This window comes from Naasia sp. SYSU D00948, from assembly GCF_017916515.1.
GTDB lineage: Bacteria > Actinomycetota > Actinomycetes > Actinomycetales > Microbacteriaceae > Naasia.
This window is the reverse complement of sequence record NZ_JAFMTA010000001.1, coordinates 620,243-645,033: the sequence shown is the minus strand read 5'-3', so window position 1 is coordinate 645,033 and position 24,791 is coordinate 620,243. Positions and strand designations below refer to the sequence as shown.

General features: G+C 70.9%; 21 protein-coding genes. 18 read left to right on the top strand and 3 right to left on the bottom strand.

The window, feature by feature from the left end; translation table 11 throughout:
* Window positions 1–15 precede the first annotated feature (15 nt).
* The 6 genes from uidA to J3P30_RS02980 are packed head-to-tail and all read left to right on the top strand — an operon-like array spanning window position 16 to window position 9,053.
* Window positions 16–1,809 carry a beta-glucuronidase gene (gene uidA / locus J3P30_RS03005; protein ID WP_210479453.1) on the top strand — a complete coding sequence of 598 codons (1,794 nt, stop codon included), beginning with the start codon at window positions 16–18 and terminating at the stop codon, window positions 1,807–1,809.
* 31 nt (window positions 1,810–1,840) lie between these two features.
* Window positions 1,841–3,079 (top strand): D-mannonate dehydratase ManD, encoded by a 1,239-nt coding sequence (gene manD / locus J3P30_RS03000; RefSeq protein WP_210479452.1) that lies wholly within the window; start codon window positions 1,841–1,843, stop codon window positions 3,077–3,079.
* Between the two features lie 39 nt (window positions 3,080–3,118).
* Window positions 3,119–4,477: an MFS transporter gene (locus J3P30_RS02995; protein WP_307807382.1), complete on the top strand. Its 1,359-nt coding sequence runs from the start codon at window positions 3,119–3,121 to the stop codon at window positions 4,475–4,477.
* 53 nt (window positions 4,478–4,530) lie between these two features.
* Window positions 4,531–7,185: a family 78 glycoside hydrolase catalytic domain gene (locus tag J3P30_RS02990; protein WP_307807381.1), complete on the top strand. Its 2,655-nt coding sequence runs from the start codon at window positions 4,531–4,533 to the stop codon at window positions 7,183–7,185.
* Between the two features lie 35 nt (window positions 7,186–7,220).
* On the top strand, window positions 7,221–8,036 hold the full coding sequence (locus tag J3P30_RS02985; RefSeq protein ID WP_210479450.1) for an SDR family NAD(P)-dependent oxidoreductase: 816 nt from the start codon (window positions 7,221–7,223) through the stop codon (window positions 8,034–8,036).
* Between the two features lie 42 nt (window positions 8,037–8,078).
* Window positions 8,079–9,053 carry a Gfo/Idh/MocA family protein gene (locus tag J3P30_RS02980; protein WP_210479449.1) on the top strand — a complete coding sequence of 325 codons (975 nt, stop codon included), beginning with the start codon at window positions 8,079–8,081 and terminating at the stop codon, window positions 9,051–9,053.
* A 7-nt stretch (window positions 9,054–9,060) separates the two neighbouring features.
* On the opposite strand, the gene J3P30_RS02975 is transcribed toward J3P30_RS02980, so the two are convergent.
* Window positions 9,061–10,062, bottom strand: a complete 1,002-nt coding sequence (locus J3P30_RS02975; RefSeq protein WP_210479448.1) for a Gfo/Idh/MocA family protein — start codon at window positions 10,060–10,062, stop codon at window positions 9,061–9,063.
* Between the two features lie 108 nt (window positions 10,063–10,170).
* On the opposite strand from J3P30_RS02975, the gene J3P30_RS02970 reads away from it, so the two are divergent.
* Complete coding sequence (locus J3P30_RS02970; RefSeq protein WP_307807380.1) at window positions 10,171–10,704, top strand: gluconokinase; 534 nt, start codon at window positions 10,171–10,173, stop codon at window positions 10,702–10,704.
* Window positions 10,705–10,714: 10 nt separating this feature from the next.
* Here J3P30_RS02970 and J3P30_RS02965 read toward each other — a convergent pair whose 3' ends face one another.
* A complete protein-coding gene (locus J3P30_RS02965) occupies window positions 10,715–11,287 on the bottom strand; it encodes a helix-turn-helix domain-containing protein (protein WP_307807379.1) in 573 nt (190 codons plus the stop codon).
* Between the two features lie 56 nt (window positions 11,288–11,343).
* On the opposite strand from J3P30_RS02965, the gene J3P30_RS02960 reads away from it, so the two are divergent.
* The 5 genes from J3P30_RS02960 (at window position 11,344) to mfd (ending at window position 18,021) form a co-directional block, all read left to right on the top strand.
* On the top strand, window positions 11,344–12,372 hold the full coding sequence (locus tag J3P30_RS02960) for an SDR family NAD(P)-dependent oxidoreductase (protein WP_210479446.1): 1,029 nt from the start codon (window positions 11,344–11,346) through the stop codon (window positions 12,370–12,372).
* 26 nt (window positions 12,373–12,398) lie between these two features.
* The gene (locus tag J3P30_RS02955) at window positions 12,399–12,911 is read left to right on the top strand and encodes a gluconokinase (protein ID WP_307807378.1); all 513 of its coding nucleotides are present in this window, start codon (window positions 12,399–12,401) and stop codon (window positions 12,909–12,911) included.
* Window positions 12,912–13,083: 172 nt separating this feature from the next.
* A complete protein-coding gene (locus J3P30_RS02950; protein ID WP_210479445.1) occupies window positions 13,084–13,701 on the top strand; it encodes a 50S ribosomal protein L25/general stress protein Ctc in 618 nt (205 codons plus the stop codon).
* Window positions 13,702–13,715: 14 nt separating this feature from the next.
* The gene (pth, locus tag J3P30_RS02945) at window positions 13,716–14,297 is read left to right on the top strand and encodes an aminoacyl-tRNA hydrolase (RefSeq protein ID WP_210479444.1); all 582 of its coding nucleotides are present in this window, start codon (window positions 13,716–13,718) and stop codon (window positions 14,295–14,297) included.
* 151 nt (window positions 14,298–14,448) lie between these two features.
* Window positions 14,449–18,021: a transcription-repair coupling factor gene (mfd, locus tag J3P30_RS02940; protein WP_210479443.1), complete on the top strand. Its 3,573-nt coding sequence runs from the start codon at window positions 14,449–14,451 to the stop codon at window positions 18,019–18,021.
* 37 nt (window positions 18,022–18,058) lie between these two features.
* On the opposite strand, the gene J3P30_RS02935 is transcribed toward mfd, so the two are convergent.
* Window positions 18,059–19,237, bottom strand: coding sequence for a Na+/H+ antiporter NhaA (locus tag J3P30_RS02935; protein ID WP_210479442.1), 1,179 nt, complete (start codon window positions 19,235–19,237; stop codon window positions 18,059–18,061).
* A gap of 107 nt (window positions 19,238–19,344) precedes the next feature.
* Between J3P30_RS02935 and J3P30_RS02930 the strand changes: the two genes are divergently transcribed.
* The 6 genes from J3P30_RS02930 to hisS all read left to right on the top strand — a co-directional run bounded on the left by J3P30_RS02930 (window position 19,345) and on the right by hisS (window position 24,572).
* Window positions 19,345–20,145 carry an alpha/beta fold hydrolase gene (locus J3P30_RS02930; protein WP_246852695.1) on the top strand — a complete coding sequence of 267 codons (801 nt, stop codon included), beginning with the start codon at window positions 19,345–19,347 and terminating at the stop codon, window positions 20,143–20,145.
* The gene (locus tag J3P30_RS02925; protein WP_210479441.1) at window positions 20,138–20,701 is read left to right on the top strand and encodes a TetR-like C-terminal domain-containing protein; all 564 of its coding nucleotides are present in this window, start codon (window positions 20,138–20,140) and stop codon (window positions 20,699–20,701) included. The genes J3P30_RS02930 and J3P30_RS02925 overlap by 8 nt, the downstream gene beginning before the upstream one ends.
* A 9-nt stretch (window positions 20,702–20,710) precedes the next feature.
* A complete protein-coding gene (locus tag J3P30_RS02920) occupies window positions 20,711–21,205 on the top strand; it encodes a GNAT family N-acetyltransferase (protein ID WP_307807377.1) in 495 nt (164 codons plus the stop codon).
* A gap of 45 nt (window positions 21,206–21,250) precedes the next feature.
* Window positions 21,251–22,048: a GNAT family N-acetyltransferase gene (locus tag J3P30_RS02915; protein WP_210479440.1), complete on the top strand. Its 798-nt coding sequence runs from the start codon at window positions 21,251–21,253 to the stop codon at window positions 22,046–22,048.
* Between the two features lie 62 nt (window positions 22,049–22,110).
* A complete protein-coding gene (locus J3P30_RS02910; RefSeq protein ID WP_307807376.1) occupies window positions 22,111–22,749 on the top strand; it encodes a MazG family protein in 639 nt (212 codons plus the stop codon).
* Window positions 22,750–23,333: 584 nt separating this feature from the next.
* The gene (hisS, locus tag J3P30_RS02905; RefSeq protein ID WP_210479439.1) at window positions 23,334–24,572 is read left to right on the top strand and encodes a histidine--tRNA ligase; all 1,239 of its coding nucleotides are present in this window, start codon (window positions 23,334–23,336) and stop codon (window positions 24,570–24,572) included.
* Window positions 24,573–24,791: the final 219 nt, after the last annotated feature.

Sequence of the window (24,791 nt, the reverse complement as noted above, 5' to 3'; positions counted from 1 at the left end):
TAGGAGACCTTTTCAATGCTGAAGCCCCAGTCCACCGCTACCCGTGAGCTCGTCAACCTCGACGGGCTGTGGCGATTCGCCACCGAGTCCGCGGTCACGTCGGAGCCGTGGAACGCGGTGCTGGACACCCCGCTCGAAGCCGCCGTGCCGGCGAGCTACAACGACCTCTTCGTCGACTCGGCGATCCGGGACCACGTCGGCTGGGTCTGGTACCAGCGCCAGGTGCGCGTGCCGCGCGGCTGGGCGGGCGAGCGGGTCTTCGTCCGTTTCGACGCCGCAACCCACGAGGGCCGGGTCTACGTGGACGGCTCGCTCGTCGCGCAGCATGTCGGCGGTTACACGCCCTTCGAGGCGGACATCACCGAGCACGTGCAGGCCGGCGCCGAGTTCCGGCTGACGGTCGGGGTGAACAACCAGCTGACGAACGTGACGATCCCGCCCGGATCGGTGACGGTCCGGCAGGACGGCAAGAAGACCCAGACCTACTTCCACGACTTCTACAACTACGCAGGGCTGGCACGTTCCGTCTGGCTGTACTCCGCGCCGGCCGTCCGAGTGGACGACGTGACCGTGGTGACCGGGATCGACGGAGGCGCAGGCGTCGTCGACTACACGGTCGAGACCACCGGATCGGCCGACGTTCGCGTCCGCATCCTCGATGCGGCCGGTGCTGAGGTCGCAACCGGTGAAGGGGCGACCGGCACCGTGCGCATCGACGGCGTGACGCTCTGGCAGCCGGGTGCGGGCTACCTCTACGACCTCGTGATCGAGGTTCTCGGCGAGGACGGCGCGGTCGTGGACACTTACACCCAGTCGTTCGGCGTCCGCACCGTCGAGGTCCGCGGAACCGATTTCCTCATCAACGGCGAGCCCTTCTACTTCACCGGGTTCGGCAAGCACGAGGACACCGCCGTCCGCGGGAAGGGGCACGACAACGCCTACCTGGTGCACGACTTCCAGCTCCTGGACTGGATCGGCGCGAACTCCTTCCGCACCTCGCACTACCCCTACGCCGAGGAGGTCCTCGACTTCGCGGACCGGCACGGCATCGTCGTCATCGACGAGACCGCTGCGGTCGGTCTGAATCTCGGCGTCCAGGGCGGGCTCAGCGGCGTGGGCCCGAAGCCGAGCTTCTCGCCGGAGACGTCGAATGACGAGACGCAGGCCGCCCACGCCCAGCACATCCGGGAGCTCATCGCCCGGGACAAGAACCACCCGAGCGTCGTGATGTGGAGCATCGCGAATGAGCCGGCGTCGAACGAGGAGGGCGCCCGCGAGTACTTCGAGCCGCTCGTGAACCTGACCCGCGAGCTCGACCCGACCCGTCCGGTCACCTACGCGCTCGTCATGTTCGCGCTCGTGAACAACGACAAGATCGCCGACCTCTTCGACGTGCTGAGCATCAACCGCTACTACGGCTGGTACGTCTTCACGGGCGATCTCGCGACTGCCGAGCAGGCGCTCGAGGGCGAGCTGCGCGGCTGGATCGCGAAGTTCGGCAAGCCGATCATGATGAGCGAGTACGGCGCGGACACGATGCAGGGGCTGCACTCGGTCTGGGACACCCCGTGGAGCGAGGAGTACCAGGCGTCGTTCCTCGAGATGTACCACCGCGTGTTCGACCGCATCGACGGCTTCGTCGGCGAGCAGGTGTGGAACTTCGCCGACTTCCAGACGTCGCCGGGCATCCACCGCATCGACGGCAACAAGAAGGGTGTCTTCACGCGCGACCGCCGACCGAAGGCCGCCGCTCACGCCCTGCGCACCCGCTGGACCCGCATCGGCACTCGCAAGCCCTCGGTCGACTGACCCCCTTCACCTCAGGACCAGAAGCATCGCCATGATCATCGACAAAGCCGAAGTTATCGTCACCAGTCCCGACCGCAATTTCGTCACGCTCAAGCTGACGACCGACGAGGGGATCACCGGCCTCGGCGACGCGACCCTCAACGGACGCGAGCTCGCCGTCGTCAGCTACCTCAAGGACCACGTCGTCCAGCTGCTGATCGGCCGAGACGCGTCCCGGATCGAGGACACCTGGCAGTTCCTCTACCGCAGCGCCTACTGGCGCCGGGGCCCCGTGACGATGGCCGCGATCGCCGCGGTCGACGTCGCCCTCTGGGACATCAAGGCCAAGGCCGCCGGCATGCCGCTGTATCAGCTGCTCGGGGGCGCCTCGCGGAACGGGCTCCTCGCGTACGGTCACGCCTCGGGCAAGAGCACCGAGGAGCTGTTCGACAGCGTCCGGAAGCACCAGGAGGAGGGCTACCGCGCGATCCGCATCCAGACCGGCGTCCCCGGCCTCAAGTCGATCTACGGCATCGCGTCGAACGCCACCTACGAGGCCAACAAGGGCGTTCGGTACGACCACGAGCCAGCCCAGCGCGGGGCGCTGCCGAACGAGGAGGACTGGGACACCCGCAGCTACCTGCGCCACGTCCCGACCGTGTTCGAGGCGGTCCGAGGCGAGTTCGGGCCCGAAATCCCGCTGCTGCACGACGCGCATCACCGGATGACGCCGATCCAGGCCGCGAAGCTCGGCAAGTCGCTCGAGCCCTACGACCTGTTCTGGCTCGAGGACTGCACGCCCGCCGAGAACCCCGAGGCGCTGCGCCTGGTCCGCCAGCACACCACCACGCCGCTGGCGATCGGCGAGATCTTCAACACGATCTGGGACTACCAGCAGATCATCCGCGAGCAGCTGATCGACTACGTCCGCAGCGCCGTCACGCACACGGGCGGAATCACTCACCTCAAGAAGGTGCTCGAGTACGCCTCGCAGTACCAGATCAAGTCCGGCATGCACGGCCCGACCGACATCTCGCCGGTCGGCATGGCCGCCGCGATGCACCTCGGACTCGCGATCCACAACTTCGGCATCCAGGAGTACATGAGGCACGGTGAGAAGACCGACCAGGTCTTCGAGCAGTCCTTCACGTGGCAGGACGGCTTCCTCCACCCGGGGAACAGGCCCGGCATCGGTGTCGAACTCGACGTCGACGAGGCGGGCAAGTACCCGTACGTCCAGGCCTATCTGCCCTACAACCGGCTCGCGGACGGCACCGTCCACGACTGGTGATGTCGCATTCATCCTCGAACTGACGAAGGAGTCACGTCCGTGACCAAGGAAACGATCCCGACCGAGGAGGAGCTCCTCGGAGCGACCTCCATGCCGGTCATCGCCGGCCCCGAGGCCGGGCCGCTCGTCGACGGCGACCTTTCGCCGACGGACGATCCAACGCCGCTCAAGAAGGCGAGCAAGGGCTACATCTTCTGGATGATGGCCGCCAACTTCGGCATCTCGATGGCGTTCATCGTTCCGCTGTCGTACTCGCTCGCACTGCGCATCGACGAGCTGGCACCGGGTCGTGAGGAGGTGCTCGGCTATGTGACGGGCACTGCGCAGCTCATCTACATCCTTGCGAGTCCGCTCCTCGGCGTCTGGAGCGACCGGTTCCGGTCGACACTCGGCCGCCGTCGCCCCTTCATGCTCGCGGGCGCACTCCTGGGCCTCGTCGCACTCGCGTTCATCGCCGTTGCGCCGAACGTCTTCCTTGTCGGGGTGGGCTGGATCTTCGCCATGCTGGGCTGGGCCACCGCCGCACAAGCGATCCTCAACGTGCAGGCGGACCGGATCCCGGAGGAGCAGCGCGGGAAGCTGGGCGGTCTCACCGGGCTGACGGGGCAGATGGCGCCGATCTTCGGCATCGGGATCGCGTACGCGGTCGCGTCGAGCACGCTGCTCGTGTTCGTGCTGCCAGGACTCGTCGGCGCTCTCCTCCTCCTCTTCTTCCTGTTCTTCGGCAAGGAGGACGACTCGAGGAACCTGCGGCGCAAGGACGCTGTCTCCGTGAAGACCTTGCTCTCGAGCTACACGTTCAGCCCGCGGAAGCACCCGGACTTCGGGTGGAACTGGCTCGGCCGGTTCGTGTTCTTCATGGGGCTGTACTTCAACACGACCTTCGGCACGTTCTTCTATGCCCAGCGACTCGACCTGCCGGTGCGCGAGGTCGCGGGAACCGTCGCGATCATCGGCATCCTCGGCGTCTTCGCCGCGATCTTCGGCGCGCTCGTCGGCGGCTTCCTGTCCGACAAGCTCCGCCGTCGGAAGCTGTTCGCTCTCATCGGGGCGCTGTTCTTCGTCGCCGGCGGTGCCGTCGAGGCCTTCGCGTACGACTTCACCATGCTCGTCGCCGGTGCGGTACTCATGCAGCTCTCGATCGCCGCGTTCAGCGCTGTCGACCAGGCGATCGTGATCGCGGTGCTGCCCAACCGGGAGGAGGCCGGACGCTACATGGCGGTGGTCGCCTTCTCGCAGAAGATCCCGAGCGCGATCGCCCCGCTGCTCGCGCCGTTCATCATCGCGATCGGTGCGACCGCGGACGAGAAGAACTACACGGTTCTGTACCTGGCGGGTGCGGTGCTCGCCCTCATCGGCGGCCTCATCGTCTTCACCAAGATCAAGGCCGTGCGCTGACCCGTCGTGTCGCGCAGTGTCCAACCCGCCTCCCTGCAGAAAGAAGCGTGCCCGTGAGCGAGCAGGTTCCGTTCGGCCTGTCCATCGATTACGGCGGGGACCGCTTCCCGGTCGCCGGACCTCGACCTCGGCTCTCCTGGAAGGTCCCGGCCGCCGCCGAGCCGGCCGGCTTCGAGCTGGAGGCCGACATCGAGGGCCAGCGGAACACAGCAGTGCTGTCCTCGGCCGAGCATGTGCTCGTGGCGTGGCCCTGGCGCCCACTGGCGAGCACGGAGTCGGTCGCCTGGCGGGTCCGGGTTCTCGGCGGCGCGGCCTGGTCCGCCTGGCATCGCTTCGAGGCCGGCCTCTTCGATGAGGACTGGGGCGCACGGTGGATCTCTCCGGTGGAGGGCGAGCCCGCACCGAAGGGACACCGCCCGGCCTATCGGCTCGCGACGACGTTCGAGGTCGGCGAGGATGTCGTCTCGGCGCGGCTGTACGCGACAGCGCTGGGCGTCTACGAGGCGTTCGTGGGCGGGGAGCGCGCCGGCACCGCAGAGCTCAGCCCCGGCTCCACGTCCTACGACCGCACGCTCTACGCCCAGGCGTCGGATGTGACCTCTTTCATCAGGCGCGGGAGCAACCTCCTGTCGATCCTCCTGTCGGACGGCTGGTACCGAGGTCAGGTCGGTGCCTTTCGCGAGCCCGCCGGGTGGGGTGAGACCCTCGCTGCACGCGCGGAACTCCACCTCCGCCATGCCGATGGGTCCCGGTCCGTGGTCGTCACGGACGAGACATGGACGAGCAGCCTGTCCGAGGTCACCCGCGCGGACCTCATGGACGGGCAGACGACCGACTACACGGTCGGGGCGCCCGATCCGCAGGGGGTTCTTGTCGACGCCGTCGACGCTCCCCGCATCGACTGGTCGCCCGCCCCTCCTGTGCGTGTCGTCGAGACGAGGAAGGCGGTCTCGGTCGTCCCGGTGGCGCCTGGCCGGTGGATCGCGGACTTCGGTCAGAACGCCTCGGGGTGGGTGACTCTGACCGACCTCGGTCCGGCGGGAAGCCGGACCGTGATCGACTACGGCGAACACGTCGGCCCCGACGGAGACCTCGCCACGGCCCACCTCGACGGCGTGCGCCCGGACGCCCGCGTCCCGTTCGTGCAGCGCGACGAGGTCGTGTCGTCCGGGCAGCCAGGGCAGGTGTTCGAGCCGCGGCACACCGTGCACGGCTTCCAGTACGCCCGCATCGAGCGGGACGGCGTCGAGTTCGACCGCGAGAGCGTCGCCATGCGCGTCGTGCACTCCGACCTCGCGCGCGCCGGCAGCTTCGAGTGCAGCGACGACGACCTCAACCGGCTCCACTCGGTGGCCGAGTGGAGCTTCCGCGGCAACGCGGTCGACGTGCCCACCGACTGCCCGACGCGGGAGCGGCTCGGATGGACCGGGGACTATCAGGTGTTCGCTCCGACCGCGGTACGGCTCTACGACGTCTCCGGCTTCACCCGGAAGTGGCTGCGGTCCGTCCGGGACGACCAGCTCGCCGACGGCCGGATCGCGAACTTCTCCCCGGACGGTCGCCGGATCAAGGAGCGGCTCGACCACCAGCTGGCGATGATGACCGGCTCCGCGGGCTGGGGCGACGCCATCGTCGCCGTTCCGTGGCTGCTGTACGAGACGTACGGCGACCGTGAGGCGCTGGCGGAGAACTGGGACGCGATGGTGCGCTGGGTGGATTGGGCGCTCACGACCGCCCGTTCCGCTCGGCACCAGAGCCGCGTCGAGCGCTCCGCCGAGCCGATGCCGCACGAGGAGTACATCTGGGACGGCTCCTTCCACTGGGGCGAATGGCTCGAGCCCAAGGAGCGAGCCGAGGACGGATCGCTCATCGACCCGGTGCAGTCCAACCCGATGGCGTGGTTCATGGCGGACAAGGGCGAGGTGGGCACCGCCTACCTGTTCCGCTCGGTGCACACGGTGGCCTCGATCGCGACGGTGCTGGGGAGAACGAAGGATGCCGCGCGCTACGCGACCCTCGCCGAGCGGATCCGCGACGCGTGGCGGACCGAGTTCCTCGACGCGGACGGGAGGACGAAGGCCGGAACGCAGGCGAGCTATGTCCGGGCCCTCGCATTCGATCTCGTTCCGGGGCCCCTCCAGGCCCGCGCTGCCGAGCATCTGGTCGGCCTCATCCGGGCCGCGGGGAACCACCTCGGCACCGGCTTCCTCTCCACGGCCGATCTGCTGCCGGTGCTCGCCGACACGGGTCACGCCGAGGTCGCCTACTCGCTGCTGTTCCAGCGGACGTCCCCGTCCTGGCTGGGGATGCTCGACCGCGGCGCGACGAGCATCTGGGAGGACTGGGACGGCGTCGACGAGCAGGGCAACGCGCACGAATCGCTGAACCACTACAGCAAGGGAGCCGTGATCCGCTTCCTGCACACCCACACGCTGGGGCTCCGTCAGACGCCCGGGTCGGTCGCGTGGGAATCGTTCGTCGTCGCCCCCGTCCTCGACGAGGTGGTCACCTGGGCGAAAGGCACGTTCGAGAGCCCCCATGGAACCATCGCGGTCGACTGGCGCCTCGAGGACGACCAGCTGTCCATCACCGTCGACGTGCCGGCGGGGTCGTCAGCGGCCGTCGTCTTCCCCGACGGCGAGCGGCACACCGCCGGCCCCGGGCGTTTCGTGCACCGCCGGCCGGTCGCCGTCGCCCTCGCTTCCTGACCTCGTACCGCCCCCGTCCTCTCAAGGAGCCCAACATGGCCATGCCCGACGTCTCCGCCCGAACGCTGCCCGAGCTCCTCTCGCTCGCCGGTCGGCGCGCCGTCGTCACCGGAGGTGGCCGCGGTCTGGGGAAGGCGATCGCACTCCGCCTCGCCGAGGCGGGCGCGGATGTGCTGCTCGGCGACGTCGACGGCGAGCTCGCTGACGCCTCCGCCCGTGAGATCGCAGAGCGGCACGGAGTCGCGGCGATCGGCAGCCGGATGGACGTGACGGACAGCGCGACGGTCGCCGCTGCCGCTGCCCGTGCGGTCGAGGAGCTTGGCGGCATGGACATCTGGGTGAACAACGCCGGGATCTTCCCCAGCGTGCCGCTGCTCGAGATGTCGGACTCCACGTGGAACGACGTGTTCGACGTGAACGCGCGCGGAACCTTCGCCGGGGCGCGGGAGGCCGCGCGCCGCATGACGGAGGCCGGCAGCGGTGGGGTGATCGTCAATGTCGTGTCCACCGCAGGGTTCCGGGGAAGCGCCCCGGGCCTCGCCGCCTACGTGGGCTCGAAGCACGCCGTCCGCGGACTGACGCGGCAGCTCGCGCTCGAGCTCGCTCCCCAGGGCATCCGGGTGCTCGGGGTCGCTCCGAGCTACGTGCCAACGGAGGGCAACATCGCTGCAGCGGCCGTTATGGCGGGCGGCGACATCGACGTCTCGAAGATGGCCCTGATGATGACCAGCCCGATCGGACGGACGGGCACCCCCGACGACATCGCCCGGGTGGTCCTCTTCTGCGCGAGCGACCTCGCCATGTTCATGACCGGCAGCACCCTGCTCGCCGACGGCGGCGACACCGCCTGAGGTGGGCAGCGCGAGCCAGGACCTCCGGAGCGGAGCGGAGCGGTGAGGGAGCGCGACAGCGTCCGCTGGGGCATCGTCGGCACCGGTGGGATCGCCCGCCGCGTGACGCCCGACTTCGAGCTCGCGGGCAATGCCGCGCGCTTCGCCGTCGCCTCACGTGCCCATTCGGCGGCAGAGGCGTTCGCGGAGGAGTTTGGGGTCGAGCGCGCCTATGGCGACTACATGAGCCTGCTGCTTGACCCGGATGTCGACGCGGTGTACCTCGCCACTCCCTCGGCCACTCACGCGCGCATGGCGATGCAGGCGCTCGCCGCTGGGAAGCACATCCTCGTGGAGAAGCCGCTCGGACTCGACGTCCGCGAGGTGGAGAAGATCTCGGACGCCGCCCGGAGGTCCGGTCTCTTCGCGATGGAGGCGATGTGGACCAAGTTCAGTCCGCTGTTCCCGCGGCTGATGGAGGCTCTCACCGGCGGCGAGATCGGGGAGGTCCGGAGTGTCCGGGCATCCTTCGGGTTCCCGCCCTCCTCTGCACGTGGGCCGGAGCCGTTCAGCGCGGTCCTCGACCGCGGCGTCTACCCGCTGACTCTCGCCCAAAAGGTCTTCGGCGAGCCGCAGGAGGTCGTGGCACGCGGCGTGGTGGGAACCGATGGGCTCGACAGCGCCGTCCACGTGCTCCTCGACTACGGCGGCGGGCGCACCGCCTACGTCGCGGCGTCCAGAACCGAGTACATCGATCCGTCCGCGTCGGTCAGCGGCACCGGAGGCTGGGTGCAGATCCCGGCGCCGTTCTGGGCTGCATCCTCCTCGACCGTCCGGTCGGGGTCGGTGTGGCAGGCGCTCAGCTGGCCTCGAACCCTGGAGGTGGCGGTCGAAGGCAACGGCTACGCGCCGATGCTCCGAGCCGCCGGGGAGGCGATCCTGAACGGCGCCGGAGAGCATCCGACTCACCCTCTCGCGGACACCATGTCGGTGACCGCGGTGATGGACGAGATCCGCGCGCAGGTCGCCCGCCTCTAGGCGACCTTCACGCGCCCACCGCGATCCGCTGTGCCGCGAGCTGTGCACGGATCGCGTCCATCGTTCGGAAGACGGCCTCGGTGTCCGCGCCGGTGTGGAGCGGATGCTCGGTCCGTCCTTCGCGGATCGCCTGGCCGACCGCGCGGAGCATCGGCACGTAGCCGTTGCCCTCCTTCGGGAAGTCGACCGGGTGAGGGTTGGCGACCATGGCGTCCCATCCGTCGGCGTGGACCCGCAGCGAGGTGGACGTCCAGAAGAGACCCGGGATGCTGATCCAGCCGAGTCTTCCGCTGACGGAGGCGGTGGGGTCGGCGAAGTCGACCATCGAGCTGGCGCACTGCGCGAATCGGCCGTCCGAGTACTCCAGGGTGAAGTGCTCGGCGAGGTCGAGGCCGTCCGGTCGCACGCTTCCGCGGGCGTACACCGACTCCGGCTCGCCGAACACCGCGTGCGCGAACGTCACGGGATAGATGCCCTGGTCGAGAAGCGTGCTGCCGCTCCGGGCGAGGTCCCACCTGCTTCCGCCGTCGGTGGGGAAAGGGAGGCCGAAACCGGCCCGCAGATTCCGGGGCTCGCCGATGCGCCCCGTCGCTAGGAGCTCGAGGAGGTGCCGGAACGCGGGATTGAACTTCATCCACATGGCCTCCATCAGGAAGAGGCCGCGCGAGCGTGCCAGGGCGAACAGGTCGCCGACCTCCGCGGCGGTCAGTGCGATGGGCTTCTCGACGAGGACGTGTTTCCCGGCCTCGAGCGCGGCGCGAGTCATCGCGTGGTGGATGGCGAAGGGGGTGGCGAGGTAGACGGCCTGAACGGCCGGGTCGGCGAGGAGGGCGTCGTAGTCGCTCGTCCACTGCCCGACGCCGTACTCAGCAGCGAAGGACTCCGCCTTGTCCGAGCTCCGGCTGTACACCGTGCGCACGTGGGCGTCTCCGCTCAGGAGGAGGTCCGGCAGGACCGATCGCGAGATCTTCCCCGTGCCCACGACTGCCCACTGGACCGCGTCGTCCATCTGTTCTCCCTCACGTCCGTGCCCGCCCGGCGGCGGACCTGCCGACGCCATACTGCCCGTCACGATCGGTCTATGCAACCGATTGCCAAACGGTCTAGCATCACGCCTGTGAGTCCTGCTGATGCTGCGCCGGCGGCGGTCGTCGTGATGGGTGTGTCGGGGTGTGGCAAGTCGACCGTGGGGGAGCTCCTGGCAGCGCGGATCGCTGTGCGCTTCCGGGATGCCGATGACCTGCACTCGGCGGAGAACAAGGCGAAGATGGCGAGCGGCCGGCCGCTCGTCGACGCCGACCGCTGGCCCTGGCTCGCCGACGTCGGGGCCTCCATCAGGAGGGAGACTGCGGCCGGTCAGGGGATCGTCGTCGCCTGCTCGGCACTGCGGCGGGTCTACCGGGATGCGCTCCGGGATGCCGCAGCGGGGCCGGTGTTCTTCGTCCATCTGCACGGCAGCCGGCACCTCTTGGCCGGTCGCCTGGGCGGCAGGGCCGGGCATTTCATGCCGGTCGGTCTGCTCGACTCGCAGCTCGCCACGCTGGAACCGCTGGAGCCGGACGAGGGCGGCATGATGGTCGACATCGGGCGGCCGCCGCAGGAGATCGTGGACCGCGTCCTGCCCCGGCTTGCAGGGGTCGCTGTCCGCTGACAGGTCACGTTCAGGGCGTGCGCTCGTCGGCCGGCGCGAACGCGGCGTGGAAGAGCGCCTTCGCCCGGCGGGCGACGTCCGGTCGCTGGTCCGGGTCCGACCTGGACAGGGTTCCGGCGAGCATGAAGAGGGCGAGTTCGACGTCATCCGTCGTGATGTCCTGGGAGACGCGACCGGCCCTCTGCTCGCGCTCGAGCAGGCGTGCGACGAGTATTCCGACCCGGGCGCCCAGCGCCTCCACGCGCGGATCGTGCTGGTGTTCACCGACCAGATCGACGAACGCCGTGCCGACCATCGCCTGCTCGCCTGCAAGGTCCAGCAGGTCGTCCAGGGTCGAGTCAGCGCCCGCGACCAGCGCCTCGATGGCGTCCAGGTTCTCGTCGAAAACCGCGACCGCGAGCGAGATCCGATCCGGGAAGTGCCGGTAGAGGCTGCCCTGCCCGACGCCCGCACGTCGCGCCACCGCGCTCAGGGGCGCCGAGTAGCCGAACTCGGCGAAAACCTCGCGCGCCGCGCCGATCAGGGCTCGCCGGTTCTCGGGGCCGGCGCTCGGCCCCCGATTCGCTTTCGCCCTCTCCGCCACCGGTATAGCGTAGAACCGGACAAGGTTGTCCGGTTATCCCGATGGAGGAAGAACACATGGCATCACTCACCCGCGACTCGTCGATCGGCGCCTGGCTCGACCACCCGGTCGGCGGTCAGGTCATCCGCGAGCTGCTCGCGCAGGCCGGGCAGACTCCCGAGGCGCTCGCCCCCGTCCGGCCGCTCGCAATCAAGCAGCTCGTCGCCATGAGCGGCGGCGCGATGAGCGACGAGGTGATCGAGGGGCTCGTCGAGCGCGTCCGTGCCGAGTCCGGCGACGACGTCGACGAGTTCGAGGACGCCTCGGCGGCGGCCGCGGCGCCGGAGTGGGCCGAGAGGATCACGCCCGGACGCTTCACGGGCCAGACCGTCATCGTGACCGGAGCCGGCTCCGGCATCGGCCGCGCCACCGCATCCCGGATCGCCCGCGAGGGCGGCCGCGTCATCGCCGTCGACATCTCGCAGGAGCGCCTCGACGAGTTCGCCGGCTCGATCGCCGACGCGGACATCGTGGCGGTCGCCGGCGACATCACCGACGATGCGTCCGTCGCGGCGATCGTCGAGGCGGCCGGTGGACAGATCGACGGGCTCGCGAACGTCGCGGGGATCATGGACGACATGACGCCCGTGCACGAGGTGACCGACAGGATCTGGGAGCGGGTGTTCGCCGTCAACGTGACCGGCACCATGAAGCTCATGCGGGCCGTCGTCCCCGGGATGCTCGCGCGCGGCAAGGGCTCGATCGTGAACGTCTCGTCCGAGGCGGGGCTGCGCGGGTCTGCGGCCGGCGCGGCGTACACCGCCTCGAAGCATGCGGTGGTCGGCCTCACCAAGAGCAGCGCGTTCATGTACACGCCGAGTGGCATCCGCGTGAACGCCGTCGCTCCGGGACCGGTGATCACGAACATCGAGGCGAAGTTCGCCTCCGAGCTCGGCGCCCAGCGCGTCCAGCAGGCGATGACCGTGCTGCCGACCCCGGTCCTGCCGGACCAGCTCGCCGCATCCATCACGTTCCTGCTCAGCGACGACGGCGTGAACGTGAGCGGCGCCATCCTGCCCTCGGACGGCGGCTGGTCGGCCATCTAGCGCCCGTCGCTCTATAGGCTCGAGGCGTGCAGCCGCTCGCGATCGTCGTCATGGGGGTCTCCGGCTGTGGCAAGTCCACGGTCGGGGACCTCCTGGCGCGCAGGCTCGAGGTCGACTTCCTCGACGCCGACGACCTCCATCCGGCCGCGAACAAGGCGAAGATGGCGGCCGGGACGCCCCTCGTGGACGAGGACCGCTGGCCCTGGCTCGGCTTGGTGGGTGCCGCGATGAAGGCCGAGACCGACGGCGGCCGATCGATCGTCGTCGCGTGCTCTGCGCTGCGTCGCGTGTACCGGGACGCGCTGCGCGAGGCGGCCGCTGGTCCGGTGTTCTTCGTGCACCTGCACGGGACCAAGGAGCTGCTCGCGGATCGGCTCGGGCACCGCGAGGGGCACTTCATGCCCACCACGCTGCTCGACTCGCAGCTCGAGACCCTCGAGCCGCTGCAGGACGACGAGGCGGGCATCGTCCTCGATATCGCACTGAGGCCCGAGGAGCTGGTCGAGGCCGCCGTCGCGGCCCTCCCGCCGGTGCGGTAAACTTGCCGACTGGACTTCGGCGAGGGATGCGACCCGCATCCGTGATCGACGCGGTGGATGGCTGCGGCTCTTCCTTCCGCTCTGCGCGCGCCCGAGTCGAGCACGACAGACCCCGGGCCATGGCGCCCGACCACGAGACTTGGGCCGAGCGGCCCGCGAGGAGAGCATCACCATGGCCGACAACCAGATCAAGGCTGAGCTTCGAAGCAGCTTCGGCAAGGGCGCGGCGCGCAAGCTGCGTGCCCAGGGCAAGATCCCCGCCGTCATCTACGGCCACGGCTCCGACCCGCAGCACGTCGCGCTGCCCGGTCACGAGGTCTCCCTCATCATCCGCCGTGCGAACGCCGTCCTCGAGCTCGACATCGAGGGACGCAGCCAGCTCGCGCTCGTCAAGGACGTCCAGAAGGATCCGGTGCGCCAGATCGTCGAGCACCTCGACCTCGTCGTCGTCCGGAGCGGCGAGCGCGTCAGCGTCGAGGTGCCGGTGCACGTCGAGGGCGAGTCCGCCGAGGGCACGATCGTCGCGCTCGACGCCACGACCGTGAACCTCGAGGCCGAGGCCACGCACATCCCCGAGCGCATCACGGTCGACGTCGAGGGCCTCCAGGCCGGGACGCACATCACGGCCGCCGACCTCACGCTTCCGCAGGGGTCGAAGCTCGCGTCGGACCCCGAGCTCCTCGTCGTCGCGATCAGCGCGCAGCAGGCGGCGGACCTCGGTGAGACGGCCGAGGAGCCCGCGGGTGCGGAGGAGCCGGCCGAGGCCGCCACGGCGGCCGACAACGGCTGACCCCGTCTCAATCTGTGGACGATCCGTGGCTGGTCGTCGGTCTCGGCAACCCCGGGTCCGGGTACGCCGGCAACCGGCACAACGTCGGTCAGATGGTGCTCGCCACCCTCGCTGACCGGATCGACGCGCGGTTCAAGTCGCACAAGACGAACGCGGCCGTGGCCGAGGGGCGCAGCTTCCCGGCCGGTCCGCGGCTCGTGCTGGCGAAGCCGAACACGTTCATGAACGTGTCCGGCTCGCCGGTCGCGCAGCTCCTGCAGTTCTACTCGCTGGAGCCCGACCGGCTGATCGTCGTGCACGACGAGCTCGACATCCCGTTCGACACCGTGCGTCTCAAGTTCGGCGGCGGCCACGGCGGGCACAACGGCATCCGCGACATCATCGCTGCGCTGGGAACGGGTGCCTTCACCCGGGTCCGAGTCGGGATCGGACGGCCCCCGGGCCGCCAGCCGGCCGCCGACTACGTGCTCAAGGACTTCGCGTCCGCCGAGCGCGAGGTGCTGCCGTCGCTCCTCGAGGACGCGGCGGATGCGGTGCAGCAGATCGCGGCCGAGGGCCTGACGGCGGCGCAGCAGAAGTTCCACGCTCCGTCCTGAGCCCCTCTCTCCTCCGTCGAGATGCCACCTGGTGTCGTCATTCCGCGCGGATGGGGGCACCAAGTGGCATCTCGAGGAAGCCCGCAGCGGGGGCGGTAAGCCCAGGGCGGACGCCGAGCCGCCGCCAGGGGCCGCCGGTAGAATCGGACGAGTGACACTTTCCGGGCTCACCCGCGCCCTCACCCGTGCTTCGTCCTTCGCCGACGCCCTCCGCTGGGCCCGGCGTGAGGCCGACTTCTCCGTCACCGCCGGCCTCCAGCCGGCGCTCCTCGCCGCCCTCCTCGAGGCGCGCGCCGAGGCCGGCGAACCCGCCGCGCTCTTCGCCATCACGCCCACCGGACGCGAGGCCGAGGCGCTGCGCACCGCGCTCGGCTGCCTCGTGCCCGAGGCCGAGATCCTCGAGTTCCCCGCCTGGGAGACGCTGCCGCACGAGCGGCTCAGCCCGAGCGCGGAGACCGTCGGCAAGCGGATCCACGCCCTGCGCCGCCTCCGGACCTGGGACGGCGCGCGCCCGCTGATCGTCGTCGGCGCCGTCCGTGCGGCCCTGCAGCCGCTCGCGTCCGACCTCGCGGACCTCGAGCCCATCGTCCTCACCCTCGGCGGACGGGGGACCGGCCTCACCGAGCTCGCCGAACGCCTTCCGCAGCTGGCCTACCACCGCGTGGACATGGTCACGCGGCGCGGCGAGTTCGCCGTGCGCGGCGGCATCCTCGACGTCTTCCCGCCGACCGCGGAGCATCCGGTCCGAGTCGACTTCTTCGGCGACGAGGTCGACGCGATGCGCCTCTTCTCGGTGGCCGACCAGCGGTCGCTGCCCGACGAGGTCCGCACCGTCGAGCTGCCCGCCTCCCGCGAGCTGCTCCTCGGGCCCGCCGTCCGCCAGCGCGCGGCCGAGATGCAGCACGAGTTCCCGGGCCTCGCCGGGATGCTCGCCAAGCTCGCAGAGGGCATCCCGGTCGAAGGCATGGAGTCCCTGACGCCCGCACTGGTCGAGCGCCTCGTCCCCGTCACCGAGTACCTGCCCGCCGGCTGCGCGGTCGCCGTCCTCGCCCCCGAGCGGGTCGCGAGCCGGGCCGTCGACCTGGCCGAGACGAACCGGGAGTTCCTGACCGCCGCATGGACCGCGGCCACGCAGGGCGCGCAGGCGCCCATCGACCTCGCCGCCGGCGACTTCCTGACCCTGAATCAGCTGCACGCGACCGCCGACGGCCGGCCCTGGTGGACCTTCACCTCCTTCCAGGCGGGCCCCGACGACGACGACGACGCGGCGGCCGTCGACCAGGCGGAGTACGTGCGGGTGCGCGGGGAGGCGGTGCCCGCCATCCAGGGCGAGCACGCGCTCGACCACGTCGCCGCCCTTCTCGGTGCCGGCTGGTCCCTCGCCGTCGGCGCGGCGGGCCACGGGATGCTGGAGCGCAGCCGCGACGTCCTCGCGGAGCACGAGCTCGCCGGCCGGATCGCGGACGCGTTCCCCGCGGACCCCGAGCCGGGCGTCGCCTACCTCCTCCAGGCCGGGATCGACGTCGGCTTCGAGCAGGCCGAGTCGAAGATCGCGCTGATCAGCGAGCGCGAGTTCTTCGGTCGCGCCTCCGGCTACGACTCCCGACAGGTCAAGAAGCTCGCGAGCCGCCGGAAGAACGTCGTCGACCCGCTGCAGCTGAAGCCCGGCGACCACGTCGTCCACGAGACCCACGGCATCGGCCGCTTCCTCGAGCTCGTGTCCCGGGAGGTGAGCACCGGCGGCCGCAACGCGGTCAAGACCACCCGCGAGTTCCTCGTGCTCGAGTACGCCCCGTCCAAGCGCGGCTACCCGGGCGACAAGCTCTACGTCCCGACCGATCAGCTCGACCTCCTCACACGCTACGTCGGCGGCGAGGCCCCCCAGCTGTCCAAGATGGGCGGCTCCGACTGGGCCGCCGCCAAGGGCCGGGCGCGGAAGGCCGTCCGCGACATCGCGGTCGAGCTCGTCAAGCTGTACTCCGCCCGCATGGCGTCCAAGGGCCACGCGTTCTCGCCGGACACCCCCTGGCAGCGCGAGCTCGAGGAGGCCTTCCCGTACGCGGAGACGCCCGACCAGCTCACGACCATCGACGAGGTCAAGGCCGACATGGAGCGGCCGATCCCGATGGACCGCCTCATCGCCGGCGACGTGGGGTTCGGGAAGACCGAGGTCGCGATCCGCGCCGCGTTCAAGGCGGTGCAGGACGGCAAGCAGGTGGCGGTCCTCGTGCCCACGACGCTGCTCGTGCGCCAGCACCTCGAGACCTTCTCCGAGCGCTTCGCGGGGTTCCCCGTCCAGCTGCGCGCCCTGAGCCGCTTCCAGACGGACAAGGAGGCCAAGGAGATCATCAAGGGCCTCGAGGGCGGCACCGTCGACGTCGTCATCGGCACGCACCGGATCCTGACCGACGGGATCAAGTTCAAGGACCTCGGTCTCGTCATCATCGACGAGGAGCAGCGCTTCGGCGTCGAGCACAAGGACCAGCTCAAGAAGCTCAAGACCAACGTCGACATCCTCGCGATGAGCGCGACGCCCATCCCGCGCACCCTCGAGATGGCCGTCACCGGCATCCGCGAGATGTCGACGCTCGCAACGCCCCCCGAGGACCGGCACCCGATCCTCACCTTCGTCGGCCCGTACTCCGACAAGCAGGTCGCCGCGGCCATCCGGCGGGAGCTCCTCCGCGAGGGCCAGGTGTTCTACGTCCACAACCGGGTGTCGAGCATCAACCGGCTCGCGGCGAAGCTCGCCGAGCTCGTGCCGGAGGCGCGCATCGCCGTCGCCCACGGGCAGATGAACGAGGCCACGCTCGAGAAGGTGATGGTGGACTTCTGGGAGCGGAGGTTCGACGTCCTCGTCTCGACGACGATCATCGAGACCGGCCTCGACATCCCCAACGCGAACACGCTGATCATCGACCGGGCGGACAAGTACGGCCTGAGCCAGCTGCACCAGCTGCGCGGACGCGTGGGGCGCGGGCGGGAGCGCGCCTATGCGTACTTCCTCTGGGACGAGACGAAGCCGCTGTCCGAGACCGCGCACGACCGGCTCGCGACGATCGCCGCGAACAACGACCTCGGGTCCGGCATGCAGGTCGCGCTCAAGGACCTCGAGATCCGCGGCGCGGGCAACCTGCTCGGCGGCGAGCAGTCCGGGCACATCGCCGGGGTCGGCTTCGACCTCTACCTGCGGATGATCGGCGAGGCGGTGAGCACCTTCCGCGGCGAGGTCGCCGAGGGGCAGACCGAGCTGCGCCTGGAGCTGCCCGTCGACGCGCGGATCCCGGAGAGCTACGTCGACAGCGAGCGCCTGCGGCTGGAGGCGTACCAGAAGCTGTCCGCCGCCAGCGGCCCCACCGCGGCCGACGACGCCCTCGACCTCGTCCGCGAGGAGCTCACCGATCGGTACGGCGAGCCGCCCGCGGAGGTGCAGAACCTGCTCGCGGTCTCCCGCCTGCGGCGGACCGCGCAGCGTGCCGGGCTCTCCGAGGTCGTGGTGATGGGGCAGAACCTGCGAATCGCGCCGGCCTCGATCCCCGACTCGCGGCAGGTGCGGCTGCAGCGGATGTACCCGAAGTCCCGGATCCTCGCGCAGGGCAGCGCGATCCTCGTGCCGCTTCCCGAGCGGGACGGCGCGCTGCCGGCCGACCCCGAGCTCATCGCGTGGGTCGGCGAGCTGCTGCAGGCGATCTTCGTCTCGGAGCCCGTCGCGGCCTCGAGCTGACGAGGGCCGACGGAACGCTGACGAGAGCGCGGGCCGATCAGACGATCGGCTCGCGGACGTCCTCCTCCTGCGCCTCGTCGGCTGGGTCCGTCCGCCGCGCGGCGGACCTGACGACGAACGCCGACACGACGATCGCGATCGCCGAACCGAGCAGCACCGCGAGAGTTCCCTCGTCGCGGACGAGCTCCTGACCGGCGAAGGCCAGCTCGTTCATCAGGAGCGACACGGTGAAGCCGATGCCGCCGAGCGCCGCGACCACGACGATCTCCCGGATCTTGAGGAGCGTCCCACCGCTGCGGCGGGCGAAATGGAGCGCGATCGCGCCGGCGACGGTGATGCCGAGCAGCTTGCCGACCGGCAGGCCGACGAGAATGCCCCAGAACGGCGCCGAGAGCTCGGCGAGACTCACCTGCGGGATGGCGACGAGAGCGGCGGAGAACGCGAACACCGGCAGGATCAGCCCGTTCGAGTACGGCTCGATCGCGCGGTGCACCCGGTGCGCCACGTCGGGCTTCAGCACGAGCCCGAGGGCGACGCCGGCGATCGTCGCATGCACGCCGGAGCTGTAGACGAAGTACCAGGCGACCAGCGCGACGAGCACCATCGCCGCCCCGATCGGAAGCCGCAAGCGCCCGCCCGCCAGTCTGCCGAGCAGCCAGAACGCCGCGACCGGGATGACGGCCGCGAGCAGGAGCAGCGGGCTCGGGTCCCGCGTGAAGAACACCGCGATGATCAGGATCGCGATCAGGTCGTCGAGGATCGCGAGGGCCAGCAGGAAGGCGCGGACGCGAGCCGGCAGGCGCGACCCGAAGATGGCGAGGACGCCGAGCGCGAAGGCGATGTCCGTCGCCGTCGGGATGGGCCATCCCTCCGCGAGCCCGCTTCCCGCGGTGAAGGCCAGGTAGAGGGCGGCCGGTGCGACGACGCCCCCGACCGCGGCGATGGCGGGCACGAGCGCGTGGGTGAGCGAGTTGAGCTCGCCCTTCGTCAGCTCGTGTCGGAGCTCGATCGCGACGAGGAAGAAGAACACCGCGAGCAGACCGTCGCTGATCCAGTGCCCGATCGAGAGGTCGAGGCCGAGGGCCGGGAGCTCCAGATGCGCATCGCGGAGACCGATGAGGGCGGATCCGAAGGGCAGGTTGGCGAGGAGCAGGGCGAGCGCCGCGGCCCCGAGGAGCATCGCGGCGGCGTAGCGCTCGGAGCGGAAGATGTGCACGGGGCCTCGCAATGGGTCGGCGGACGAGCGCCGACCAGACTTCCCGGCTCCCCTCCGTCCAGAGTAGCCCATTGACCCTTCCGGCTAATAAGAGTAGCTTCGCGGCTATGACAGTTAGCCAGATCGGAACCGCCGGCCGCAGCATCGCGGTCGAGGTGAGCGGCGAGGGTCCGCTCGTCGTCTGCATCCCGGGGATGGGAGAGCTGCGCAGCTCGTATCGCTTCCTCGTCCCCGCTCTCGTCGGCGCCGGGTTCCGCGTGGCCGCCTTCGACCTCCGCGGTCACGGCGACAGCGACGACGGCTTCGACGCCTTCGACGACGAGGCCGCTGCCCGCGACGCGCTCTCGGTGATCGCGAAGCTCGGCGGACCGGCGATCGTGATCGGCAGCTCGATGGGAGCCGGAGCGGCCGTGCTCGCGGCGGCCGAGCGGCCGGAGGCCGTGACCGGGCTCGTCCTGCTCGGCCCCTTCGTGCGAAACCCGCCGTCGTCCCGCCTCTCGGGGCTGCTCTTCCGGGCGGCGCTGCTGAAGCCGTGGGGGCCGGCGGTGTGGCGGTCCTACTACCGGTCGCTGTTCCCGACCCGCCGTCCCGCCGATCAGGAGCAGCACGAGGAGGCGATGGCGCGCAGCCTGGCCCGGCACTGGCGCTCGTTCTCGCGCACGACGAAGACCACGCATGAGCCCGCCGAGCGCGCGCTCGAGCGGGTGGCCGCTCCCGCCCTCGTCGTCATGGGCAGCGCGGACCGGGACTGGAAGGATCCGGCCGCCGAGGCGGCCTGGATCGGCGAGCGGCTGAAGGCCGAGGTGCTCGTCGTCGAGGGCGCCGGGCACTACCCGATGGTCGACTCCGCGGACCAGGTGAACCCCGCGGTCGTGGCGTTCGCCCGCCGGGCCACGGCCGTTGCCTAGGGCGGGGCTCAGTCCCGCCGTCGTCGTGGAGCAGGCCGGCCGGCTCGCGGACGAGGTGGGCGCCGACCGGCTGACGCTGGCGGCGCTGGCCGCGCGTCTCGGCGTCGCGCTGCCGAGCCTCTACAAGCACGTCGGCGGGCTCGAGGATCTCCGCCGCCGCATCGCGGTCGCCGCGACGGACGAGCTGGCGCGGGTGCTCGGGGAGGCGGTCGCCGGACGGTCCGGAGCGGAGGCGGTCGCCGCGCTCGCCGACGCCTACCGCCGGTACGCGCGCGAGCATCCGGGCGGCTACGCGCTCACCCAGGTGGCTCCGGCCGACGAGGCGCACAGGGCGGCCGCCGAGCGTGCCGCGCAGACCGTCTTCGCCGCGCTCCGGGGGTACGGGCTCGAGGGTGAGGACGCGATCGATGCGACCCGGGCCCTGCGGGCCGCCCTGCACGGATGGGTGCTGCTCGAGCAGGGCGGCGGGTTCGCTCTGTCGAGGGACCCGGAGAGCTCCTTCCGCCGCATGGTGCAGGCCCTCGACGGGGTTCTGACGAGCTGGCGGTCTGGGTAGGGTCGTCCGGTGGCTTCCGTCCGCCTGCGCCCCGTCCGCCCCGTCGATCTCAGTCGCATCGTCGACCTCAACAACGCGGCGTATCCCGCCGTCCCGAACGCCGACGTCGCCGAGCTCGGACGGCTGATCGCCTTCCCGGGCCTGTCGCTCGTCGCGGAGCACGAGGGGTCCGTCGTCGGGTTCCTGCTCGCGATGGACCCCGGCGCCGACTACGAGAGCGAGAACTACCGGTTCTTCTCCGAGCGCGGCCCCTCGCTCTACATCGACCGCATCGTGATCGACCGCGGCCTCCGCGGCGCCGGAGTCGGGCGGGCGCTCTACGAGGCCGTGTTCGACAAGGCCCGGGCGGACGGCCGGCCCGAGGTGACCTGCGAGGTGAACCTGCAGCCGCCGAACCCGGAGTCGCTCGCGTTCCACTCGCGTTTGGGGTTCGAGCGCGTGGGGGAGCAGGACACGAAGGGCGGCCAGTACACCGTCGCCCTGCTCGCCGCCCCCGTGCGGTGACCGGGTGCCCGGGAACCGAGGAGGCGCCGTCGCGGCGTCCTGCCCATGGTTGAGGGGACGCCCTCTGGGAACCAGGTCGCTGGACAAGGCCACGACCTGGATCTGATCCGCGGCCTCCAGGAGCGTGCGGCGCGCGCCCAGCCCGCCGAGCACGTCGAGCGGATCGGCGACTGGTGGCTGCGCGACACCGGAGGTCCCTCCTGGTGGACGGGGACCGTGCTCGCGCACGGCGCCGTCGAGCCCGCAGAGCTCGCGGAGCGGATCGAGGCGGCCGAGCGCTTCTACGATCGGTTCCAGGCGGGGACGGCCTTCCAGCTCACGCCCGGGGTTGCCGATCCCCGCCTCGACGACGTGCTCGCCGAGCGGGGCTACCTCGCGAGTGGTCCCCTGTCGCTGATGACCGCCTGCGCTGCGGCGGTCGCGCAGTCCGGTGCGGGGGGCGAGGTGCGGATCGACGCCGCCCCGTCGCGGTCCTGGCTCGAGGCGCGGAACGCGATCGATCGCCACGACGGAGTCGCCGCCGAGGAGCGGATGCTGTCCCGGGTCGCGGGGCGCAGCGTCTACGCAAGCGCGGTCGACCGGGGTGAGGTCGTGGGCGTGGGCCGCGCAGTCCTCGACGACGGGTGGGCGGGCGTCTTCGGCATGGCCACCCTGCCGCGCGCCCGGGGCCGGGGTGTCGGACGCCGGGTGCTGGCCGCGCTCGCCGGCTTGGCCGCCGACAGCGCGGCCGCCGGCCTCTACCTGCAGGTCGAGCGGGACAACGGGGCGGCGCTGGGGCTCTACGACGGCGCGGGCTTCGCCGAGCTTGCGCGCTACCACTACCGGGCGCGTCCGCCGAGCTGACGCATCCGCCTCGTGCTGCGTCCGGACCTCGAGGTCGGCGAGGGACGGGGGAGGATGAGGGGGTGACGGCCCTCGACGACCTCGTCTCCGTGATGCGCACGCTGCGCGCCGAGTGCGCGTGGGATCGCGAGCAGACCCATCGCTCCCTCGTCCCGTACCTGCTCGAGGAGAGCGCCGAGCTCGTCGAGGCGATCGAGACCGGCGACGTCGACGGGATGCGCGAGGAGCTCGGCGACGTGCTCTACCAGGTGCTGTTCCACGCCGACATCGCGGCCGCCGAGGAGGGCTTCGACATCCAGGACGTGGCGGCGGTCACCATCGAGAAGATGAAGCGCCGGCACCCGCACGTCTTCGGCGACTCGGACGCGTCGACGCCCGACGAGATCCGGCAGCAGTGGCTCGAGGTGAAGCGCCAGGAGAAGGCGTCGCGCGCGAGCGTGCTCGACGGCATCCCGCGCGGGATGTCCGCCCTCGCGCTCGCGGACAAGGTCCTCGGCCGGGCGGAGCAGTCCGGGATGCTTCCGGCGGGCGACGTCCCGGCGCTGCCCTTCGAGTCGGAGGACGAGCTGGGCGGGCTCCTCCTCGCGCTCGTGATGGCGTCCCGGGCGCGCGGCCTCGACGCCGAGCGCGCCCTCCGCACCACCCTCCGCGGACTCGAGGCGGAGATCAAGGCCGGCGAGGTCGAGGGCGACTCGGCCTGAACCTCCGCTGAGCGGGATTGCGCGGTTCAGGGATGCTCGCGGGGAGGCGGGCTGCGCGGATGGCGGTTTGCTTGCGGCGAGTCATTCGCTCCCTCCCTCAACCGCGCGCGGGGTATTGCGCGGATCAGGACCTGCCCGCGCTGACGCGGCGTGTCGTCCTGATCCGCGCGCGGATCGGGCCGATCGTCCTGAACGGCGTCGGATCTCCTGATCGGCGCAATGGGGGCCGGGGGTTTGCGCGGGTCAGGACCGGCCTCGGGGAGGTGGCGTGTGGTCCTCAACCGCGCGCGCGGGGAATTGCGCGGATCAGGACCTGCCCGCAGTGACGCGGCGTGTCGTCCTGATCCGCGCGCGGATCGGGCCGACCGCCCTGAACGGCGTCGGATCTCCTGATCCGCGCAATGGGGCCGGGGGTTTGCGCGGATCAGGACCTGCCCGCGGTGCGGCGGCGTGTCGTCCTGATCCGCGCGCGGATCGGGCCGACCGTCCTGAACGGCGTCGGATCTCCTGATCCGCGCTAGGGGTCGAGGGCCGCCTCTCACCGCGGAGAAGGGGAGCCGAGCGCGGATGGGAGAATCGAGGTCGTGCCTTCCCCCGTCAACCCGCCCCGCGGCATGCGCGACTTCCTGCCCGTCGAGAAGAGCCGCCGGGAGCGGGTCCTCGCGACCATCAAGGACGTCTACCGCCGGCACGGGTTCGACGAGATCGAGACGCCGGCGCTCGAGGACATCGCGCGCCTGCACTCGGGCATCGGTGGCGACAACGAGAAGCTCGCCTACAGCGTGCTCAAGCGCGGCATCGGTCCGGAGGACCTCCAGGACGCCGCGACGGCCGGTGATGCCCTCCGGCTCGCCGACCTGGGACTCCGCTACGACCTGACCGTGCCGCTCGCCCGGTACTACGCGTCTCACCGGGCGGAGCTCCCGACGGTGTTCCGCGCCCTGCAGACCGGACCGGTCTGGCGTGCCGAGCGCCCGCAGAAGGGCCGCTACCGGCAGTTCGTGCAGTGCGATATCGACATCCTCGGCGAGGCCGGGCCGCTCGCGGAGCTGGAGCTCATCTCGGCCACGGTCGCGGCTCTCACCGCGGTGGGTCTCACCGGAATGACCGTCCGCCTCAACGACCGCCGAATCCTGAGCCGCCTGCTCGAGCACTGGGGCATCCCGGGTCACTTCGGGGAGCGTGCGCTGATCACGATCGACAAGCTGGACAAGGTGGGCGTCGACGGCGTCGTCGCGGAGCTCGGCGAGCTCGGAGTCCACACCGACGGCATCGCGGAGTCGCTGCGCGCCATCGAGTCGGCCGGGTGGCAGCTCGAGGACGCGCCGCCCGAGTGGCTCGACGTCGACGCGTACCGGCACCTTCTCGACCTGCGGGCGGCGCTGCCCGACGTGGCGCTCGTCTTCGACCCGACCCTCGTGCGCGGCATGGGGTACTACACCGGCACGATCTTCGAGGTCGCGCACCCCGGCTCGGGCAGCTCGGTGGCGGGCGGCGGCCGGTACGACGGGATGATCGGCCGCTTCCTCGGCACGGACGTCCCGGCGGTCGGCTTCTCGATCGGCTTCGAGCGGATCCTCGACCTCCTCGAGGACGGCGGCTCGGATACCGGGGGAGTCGTCCTCGTCCATGCGGCGGACACCGCACCCGAGCGCCTGATCGCGGCCAAGCGCGAGCTCCTGGAGACGGCGCCGCGCGTCCGCCTCGAGCGCCGCCCCCGCAACCTGAAGGGCCTCCTCGACTCCGCGGCGTCCTCCGGCTACACGGGCTTCGTCACGCTCGACGGCGACGGCGCGCTCGGCGACGTTCGCCCCCTCACCTAGCGGCCGCTCCGTTCCCGCCGCCGGTCAGCCGGTGTGACCGACCGCGGCCGCCCAGTCCGCCGAAATGCCACTTGGTGCTGTCAAACGCGCCCGATAAGCGCACCAAGTGGCACGTCGGCCGTGCTCGGCATCCCTCCCGCGGCTGGCCCCGCGGCACGTCGCTTACGTCGAGATGCCACTTGGTGCTGTCGAACCGCCCGGATGGGAGCACCAGGTGGC